The 6,824-nt window shown below is 73.8% G+C and carries 7 protein-coding genes and 2 pseudogenes; 5 read left to right on the top strand and 4 right to left on the bottom strand.

The annotated features are described in order from the left end of the window. On the bottom strand, positions 1 to 517 hold a 517-nt coding region (locus B9S61_RS25640), incomplete at its 3' end, for a gamma carbonic anhydrase family protein (protein ID WP_103544359.1). 109 nt (positions 518 to 626) lie between these two features. On the opposite strand from B9S61_RS25640, the gene B9S61_RS25635 reads away from it, so the two are divergent. The 3 genes from B9S61_RS25635 (at position 627) to B9S61_RS25625 (ending at position 2,877) form a co-directional block, all read left to right on the top strand. Next, complete coding sequence (locus B9S61_RS25635) at positions 627 to 1,424, top strand: acyltransferase (protein ID WP_103544358.1); 798 nt, start codon at positions 627 to 629, stop codon at positions 1,422 to 1,424. A 267-nt stretch (positions 1,425 to 1,691) separates the two neighbouring features. Beyond that, entirely contained in the window at positions 1,692 to 2,264 is a 573-nt protein-coding gene (locus tag B9S61_RS25630) for a helix-turn-helix domain-containing protein (protein WP_103544357.1), read from the top strand. A 43-nt stretch (positions 2,265 to 2,307) separates the two neighbouring features. Continuing rightward, on the top strand, positions 2,308 to 2,877 hold the full coding sequence (locus B9S61_RS25625) for a YbaK/EbsC family protein (protein WP_103544356.1): 570 nt from the start codon (positions 2,308 to 2,310) through the stop codon (positions 2,875 to 2,877). Positions 2,878 to 2,881: 4 nt separating this feature from the next. Here B9S61_RS25625 and B9S61_RS25620 read toward each other — a convergent pair whose 3' ends face one another. After that, positions 2,882 to 3,979 (bottom strand): cation diffusion facilitator family transporter, encoded by a 1,098-nt coding sequence (locus B9S61_RS25620; RefSeq protein WP_103544355.1) that lies wholly within the window; start codon positions 3,977 to 3,979, stop codon positions 2,882 to 2,884. A 61-nt stretch (positions 3,980 to 4,040) separates the two neighbouring features. Between B9S61_RS25620 and B9S61_RS25615 the strand changes: the two genes are divergently transcribed. Further along, positions 4,041 to 4,400 carry a metalloregulator ArsR/SmtB family transcription factor gene (locus B9S61_RS25615; RefSeq protein ID WP_181007526.1) on the top strand — a complete coding sequence of 120 codons (360 nt, stop codon included), beginning with the start codon at positions 4,041 to 4,043 and terminating at the stop codon, positions 4,398 to 4,400. Between the two features lie 37 nt (positions 4,401 to 4,437). On the opposite strand, the pseudogene B9S61_RS25610 reads toward B9S61_RS25615, so the two are convergent. Both B9S61_RS25610 and B9S61_RS25605 read right to left on the bottom strand, forming a co-directional pair. Continuing rightward, positions 4,438 to 5,656 (bottom strand): annotated as a pseudogene (locus B9S61_RS25610) (4-hydroxybenzoate 3-monooxygenase). Between the two features lie 38 nt (positions 5,657 to 5,694). Further along, positions 5,695 to 6,102, bottom strand: coding sequence for a CoA-binding protein (locus B9S61_RS25605; protein ID WP_103544354.1), 408 nt, complete (start codon positions 6,100 to 6,102; stop codon positions 5,695 to 5,697). Positions 6,103 to 6,338: 236 nt separating this feature from the next. Between B9S61_RS25605 and B9S61_RS25600 the strand changes: the two are divergent. After that, positions 6,339 to 6,824 (top strand): annotated as a pseudogene (locus B9S61_RS25600) (hypothetical protein); the annotation flags it as partial.

Below are 6,824 nucleotides of genomic sequence, written 5' to 3'. Positions count from 1 at the left end.
CCTCCCGGTGAGCCTTCGCCAACTCCGCGTACATCGTCCCGTTGAGGGTCAGCCCCTCCCGTTCCTCCGCGCTGAGCTCCCGCCGCACCTTCGCGGGCACCCCCGCCACCAGCGACCCCGGCGGCACGACCATGCCCTGCGGCACCAGCGCCTGCGCGGCGACGAGGGAGCCCGCCCCGATCACCGCACCGTTCAGCACGGTCGCCCCCATTCCCACCAGACAGTCGTCCCCGACGGTCGCCCCGTGCACCACGGCGTTGTGCCCGATGGAGACCCGCTCGCCCACGGTCACCGGGAAACCCGGATCCGCATGCAGCGTGCAGTTGTCCTGCACATTGCTGGCAGCGCCCACAGAGATCCGTTCCACGTCGCCCCGGAGCACCGCGCCGTACCAGACGCTCGCCCCCGCCTCCAGCGTCACGTCCCCGATCACGCTCGCCGTCGGCGCCACGAACGCCGCGGCCGCCACCTTCGGTTCCTTGCCGCCGATGCCTGTGATCAGCGCCCTGTGCGTCATCGTCGCCTCCTTGTCGGTACCCGGGACGGAACCGTACGCCACCGGCGTGGGGCGAAGATCACAGCCCGTCGACGCGGTACCGGCGCCGTGCGCTCAGTACGGTGAACGCGTGCCGAAGCGCAAGAACACGTTCTCGTCCATGCCGCGCCGCCTCGCTCAGCGCGCGGTCCACGCGGGCTGGGCCTGGGCGCGGCGCACGGGCTCGGTCACCGCCGAGCACCCCGGCCGCTTCCGCTTCGCCGCCATGGGAACCGGCACCAGGCTCGCCTTCCCGCTCGGCACGGTGTTCGGCGAACCCTGGATCCGGATCGGCGCGCACTGCATCGTCGGCGAGCAGGTCACCCTCACCGCCGGCCTGATGCCCGGCCTCGACCTCGGTCCCGAGCCGATCCTGCGCATCGGCGACGGGGTCGTCCTGGGCCGCGGCAGCCATGTCATCGCCGACACGGCCGTCACCATCGGCAGCGACTGCTACTTCGGGCCGTACGTCTACGTCACGTCCACCAACCACTCCTACGACGATCCGCACGAGCCCATCGGCAAGCAGTGGCCCCGGATGGAGCCGGTGGAGATCGGCCCCGGGTGCTGGATCGGCACCGGCGCGGTGATCCTGCCGGGCGCGCGGGTCGGACGGAACGTGGTGGTGGCCGCGGGCGCGGTGGTCCGGGGCACGGTGCCCGACCATGCCGTGGTCGCGGGCGCTCCGGCCCGGGTCGTACGCCGCTGGACCCCCGCCGACGGCTGGCAGCCGCCCCTGCGCACCCCGGCGCCCGTGCCGATCCCGGAGGATGTCACCCCGGAGCAGCTGCGGGCCCTGTCGCTGCTGGACGAGGAGAGCGTGGCCCGGCTCGCGGAACTGGACGTGGCCGGCCCGGCGCGGGTCGCCGAACTGGAACCCGGGAGCTGAGAACCCGCCCTCCGCCACCGGCCGCACCGGCCCCGCCGGGACGAGTCCGGCACCGGCCTCCCAGGACCGTGCGGCCGCCGTTCACCTGGCCGGCCCCGGACGCGGGGGCGGTCACACGGTGCGGAGCGCGGAGAGGACCGCGGCCAGGGCGAAGAGTGCTGTCACGGCGGGCTCCGCAGTACAGTGCGGTGCACGCTCGGGTGCGCCACACCGTGGTCGAGCAGGCTGAACCCTGTCATTCACCACAGTGGACCGAAGGGATGGGACGTGTCGGATCTCGAGCTGCTGACCCGGTCGCTGGCGCGGAACGTCAGACGCTGGCGCGCCGAGCGCGGATTCACCCTCGACACGCTCGCCGCGCGGGCCGGGGTCAGCCGCGGCATGCTCATCCAGATCGAGCAGGCCCGCACCAACCCGAGCATCGGGACCGTCGTCAAGATCGGTGACGCACTCGGCGTCAGCATCCCCACACTGCTCGACTACGAGCAGGGCCCCAGGGTCCGTGTCGTCCCCGCGGACCGGGCCGTGCGGCTGTGGCACACCGAGGACGGCAGCTTCAACCGGCTGCTCGCCGGCACGGAGGCCCCGGGGCCGCTGGAGATGTGGGACTGGCGGCTGATGCCGGGCGAGAGCAGCGACTCCGATCCGCACCCCGCCGGCACGGTCGAACTCCTCCATGTCACGGCGGGCGAGCTGACGCTCACCGTCGACGGGGCCGAGCACCGCGTACCGGCCGGTGCCAGCGCCTCGTTCGAGGCCGACACGCCTCACACGTACGGCAATCAGGGCGAGCGGCCGATGGAGATGATCCTGGCCGTCTCGGTGCCGGCCGTCCGCTGAGACGCCCCTGCGACGGCCGTGGAACGGCTGTTACGGTGCGCGGATGCGCGCACCCATCGGCGACTTCGACCACGCCACCCCCGTCACCGACTGCCTCGACGAGCTCACCGGCCCGGTCGCCGCCGCGGTCCGCGCCTGGAGCGGCGGCGTCCCCGCCGACCGGATCCTCTACGTCGACACCGACCCGCGCTGGGCCGACACCGCCGTCTTCGTCGAGCACTACGGCCGGGACCTGCTGGAACGCTCGGCGAACTGCGTGGTGGTGGCGGGCCGGCGCGGAGCCGCGAGCACCCTCGCCGCGTGTGTCGTGCTGTCCACCACCCGGCTCGACGTCAACGGCGTGGTACGCCGTCACCTCGGCGCCCGCAAGGCGTCCTTCGCCCCGATGGACACGGCCACGGGGGAGACCGGTATGGAGTACGGCGGCATCACCCCCGTCGGACTCCCGGGAGGCTGGCCGGTGCTGGTCGACGCGGCCGTCGTGGATCTGCCGTACGTGCTGGTCGGCAGCGGGCGGCGGCGCGGCAAGCTGCTGGTGCCCGGCAAGGCGTTCGCGGAGCTGCCGGGAGCGGTCGTGCTGGAAGGGCTGGGGACGGAGCCCGGGGCGGCCTGAGGGGTCAGCCCACCGTGTGGTGGGCCAGCGGCAGATGCGGGTCCTCCGCTCCCGGCACCGGTTCCGGGTCGGCGTGGACCAGGGCCGCGGTCAGCCGGGGGACGGCGTGCAGCAGCGCGTGCTCCGCGTCGACCGCGATGCGATGCGCCTCGCCCACCGTGACCTCGCCGTCCACCACGACCGCCACCTCGGCGCGCAGCCGGTGGCCGATCCAGCGCAGCCGCAGCTCACCGACCCCACGCACGCCCGGAACCCGCGTCAGCGCCCGCTCGGCCCGGTCCACCAGCGCAGGGTCCACGGCGTCCATCACCCGCCGCAGCACCTCCCGCGCGGCGTCCCGCAGCACCAGGACGATCGCCGCCGTGATCGCCAGCCCCACCACCGGGTCCGCGTACCGCCACCCCAGTGCCGCGCCGCCGGCGCTCAGCAGTACGGCCAGCGAGGTGAACCCGTCCGTCCGGGCGTGCAGTCCGTCGGCCACGAGCGCGGCCGAGCCGATGGAGCGTCCGACGCGGATGCGGTAACGGGCCACCCACTCGTTGCCCGCGAACCCGACGAGCGCCGCGACGGCGACCACCGGGAGGTGTCCGACGGGGCGCGGATCGAGCAGCCGGCCGAACGCGGTCCAGCCGGCGAAGGCCGCGGACGCGGCGATCGTCAGCACGATCATGATGCCGGCCAGGTCCTCCGCACGCCCGTAGCCGTAGGTGAAACGGCGGGTGGCCGCACGCCGGCCCAGTACGAAGGCGATGCCCAGCGGTACGGCGGTGAGCGCGTCGGCGGCGTTGTGCACCGTGTCGCCGAGCAGTGCCACCGAACCGGAGACGGCCACCACGGCCGCCTGTGCCAGCGCCGTCGCGCCGAGCACCGCCAGCGAGATCCAGAGCGCGCGCATGCCCCGGGCCGAGGACTCCAGGGCGGAGTCGAGCTTGTCCCCGGTCTCGTGGGAGTGGGGGCTGAGGCGACGGGCCAGACGCCGGAGCGGCGAAGTCCGGTGGCCCGGGTGGTCGTGATGGTGTGCATGATCGTGCGGGTGCGGGTGCGGGTGCGGGTGCGGGTGCGGGTGCGGGTGCGGGTGGTCGTGGTGGTGCCGGTCGCTCACGAGGGTCCCCTTCCGGTGCGCGCGGTGGACGCGCTGGTGTCCACGGAGCCATTATGTGCGTATGAGCGCACGCATGCACCTGTCACCTGCGCACGATGCGCATCCACACCCTCCGGGCGAGGAGCAGTTCACGCTCGCGGCGGAGCTGCTCGCGCTGCTCGGGGACCGCACCCGGCTGACCCTGCTGCACGCCCTGAGCGGCGGCGAGGCCGATGTCACCACGCTCACCCGGGCCTGCGGGGCGGCACGGCCGGCGGTCAGCCAGCACCTGGCGCGGCTGCGTCTGGCGGGACTGGTGGACACCCGCAAGGAGGGCCGCCGGGTGATCTACTCCCTGCGCGACGGCCATCTGCGGAGACTGGTGGACGAGGCGCTGAACGTGGCCGACCACCGGATCGGCGGCCGGCCCCCGCACGACTGACCGCGGCCGGCCGCGGTGCGACGCGCGGGGACCGGTCTCAGTACCGCGCGGCCGTGCCCAGGTACTGCTCCGCGAAGGACGCGGCGGCGGTGGGGGAGGTGAACAGGCGGCGCAGCCGGGCGAGGGTGGTGCCCGCGCGGAACGGGTCTCCCGCCGCGCTGCCGTGGTACAGCTCGGAGAGCCACTGTGAGAACTCCTGGTAGTCCCACACGCGCCGCAGGCACTCCGCGGAGTAGCCGGTGAGTCCGCTGTCGTCACCCGCGGTGAGCCGGGCGGCCAGGGAGTCGCCGAGCAGGAACGCGTCGTGCAGGGCGAGGTCCCTTGGCGGCGATCGGCGCCATAAGGTGTGCCGCGTCCCCGGCCAGGAAGAGGCGTCCGGACGCCATCGGTTCGGTCACGTAGTCGTGCATGTCCAGTACGCGCTTCCCGATCAGCCTCCCCTCGACCGGCGGGGCCGCCCCCGCCGCGCCGAGCCGGCGTCGCAGCGCCGCCCAGACACGCTCGTGCGGCCAGTTCTCCGGGTCGTCGCCGGGCGGACACTGGAGGTAGTAGCGGGTCACGCCGGGGCTGCGGGGCATCTGACCGGCGAAGCCGTCCGGATGGCAGCCGAACAGCACACAGTCGGCGGACGGCGGCGCCTCGGCGAGCAGGGCCAGCCAGCCGATGCCGTAGTCGTGCCGCGCGACGCGCGCCCGTCCGGTCGCGACGGACGTCCTGGTCACCCCGCGGGCCCCGTCGCACCCCGCGACGAACTCGCAGGACACGACCTCCCGCCGCCCGCTCTCCGGGCAGAGGTACGACACCGACGGACGGTCGCCGTCCAGGTCGTGCAGCCGGACGTCCCGCACGCCGAACCGTATCCGTCCGCCCCGCACGTCCGCGTACTCGCGCACCAGGTCCGTCACCAGCAACGGCTGCGGATAGACCCAGTGGTGACTGCCGCTCAGCTCCCGGTTCGCGAACCGGTGGCGCTTCCCGTCGAAGCGGAACTCGCACGCCGTGTGGAGCTCGGCCCGTACCAGCAGGTTCGCCGCGAGCTCCCGCCGCTCCAGACCGCGTACCGCCCACTCCTCGATCACCCCGGCCCGGGGCCGCCGTTCGATGAACTCCCGGGTCTCCGTCTCCAGGACCAGACAGTCCAGACCGGCCGCCCGCAGGATCGCCCCGACGGTGAGACCGGCGGGTCCGGCACCCACGACGACGACCGGTAAGTGCTGCGGGGCAGGAGGGCCGCCCTCGGGCGAACTCTGGGTCATCGCGCCATTATGGCGGCGTGGCGCGCCCGGAACAGGCCCTATCCGAGCCGGGGTATCTCGATCGCCGGGCAGCGGTCCATGACCATCTCCAGGCCCGCCGCGCGGGTCCGCTCGTAGGTCGCCTCGTCGATGACGTCGAGCTGGAACCACACCGCCTGCGCGCCCTTGGCCACTGCCTCGTCGGCGACCGCCCCGGCCAGCTCGCTGTTGACGAACACATCCACCACGTCCACCGAGAAGGGGATGTCCGCGAGTGAGGCGTGGCCCTGCTCGCCGTGCACGGTCTCCGCCTTCGGGTGCACCGGCACCACCCGCTTGCCGAACCGCTGGAGCACCTGGGCGACGCCGTACGCCGCGCGCCGGCGGTTCGACGACAGGCCCACCACGGCCCAGGTGTCACCGAGTCCGGTGAGGATCTTGCGGACCGTTGCCTCGTCGCCGTACACCGTCGGGCCTCCCGGGAATCTGGCTCGTGACCCGTGTTCATGTGTCCCGAGCCGTGAAAGAACTGTCGCTCCGCACAACGAAGCGGAACCCGCGGTGATTCCCGTTGCCGCACGCCACTCCGAGGGCGGTGGACTGTACCGCTCGCAGGGCCGACCGGCGCCGGGTTTCGCGCACGGCACCCCGAAAACCGCCCCAGATACCTGTGTACGCCCCCTCGCGCGCCTAGGCTCGCCTCGTGCTGCGCATCACCGACGCCCGAACCGGCCAGCCCGTCGACGCCGCCCCCGCCCGGCGGGGCCTGACCCGTGTCGAGGCCCACACCCAGGGGCTCGACCCGACGAACCTGCGTGTCCTGCTCGTCGCCGATCTGCTCGTCCGAGCCCTGGAGCTCGGCGGCACACCCGTGTGGGCGCTGCTCAAGGGCGAGCGGCAGCAGGCGGAGCTCCGCGCGGCCGGTGCGGCCCTCGGGGTCCGTCCCTTCGAGGACGGCCGGGACTCCGGTACCGGGCTGGGCGAGGCACAGGTGCTGCATGTGGTGAGCGAGGGCGGTGAGACCCCCGATGGGGTGCGTGTCCGCGTGGCGCCCGTGCGCCGGGAGGCCTCCGGCCCACCGGACGGCACCGACCCCGCCGTCCTGCGCCTCACCCTGCTCGCGCACCCCAGGAACCGGACCGTGACGGTCGGCCCCGCCACCCTGGGCGAGGCCGGCGACACCCTCGGC

This window comes from Streptomyces sp. SM1, from assembly GCF_002910825.1.
GTDB classification, from domain to species: Bacteria; Actinomycetota; Actinomycetes; order Streptomycetales; family Streptomycetaceae; genus Streptomyces; species Streptomyces okerensis.
Note: the sequence above shows the minus strand (reverse complement) of the source record. Positions and strands in the feature narration are given on the sequence as shown.

Bases quoted from the DNA above. Each gene is read 5' to 3' on its own strand.
- B9S61_RS25625 (WP_103544356.1), top strand. From the start codon at position 2,308: ATGCGCGCACCCATCGGCGACTTCGACCACGCCACCCCCGTCACCGAC.
- B9S61_RS25615 (WP_181007526.1), top strand. From the start codon at position 4,041: ATGAGCGCACGCATGCACCTGTCACCTGCGCACGATGCGCATCCACAC.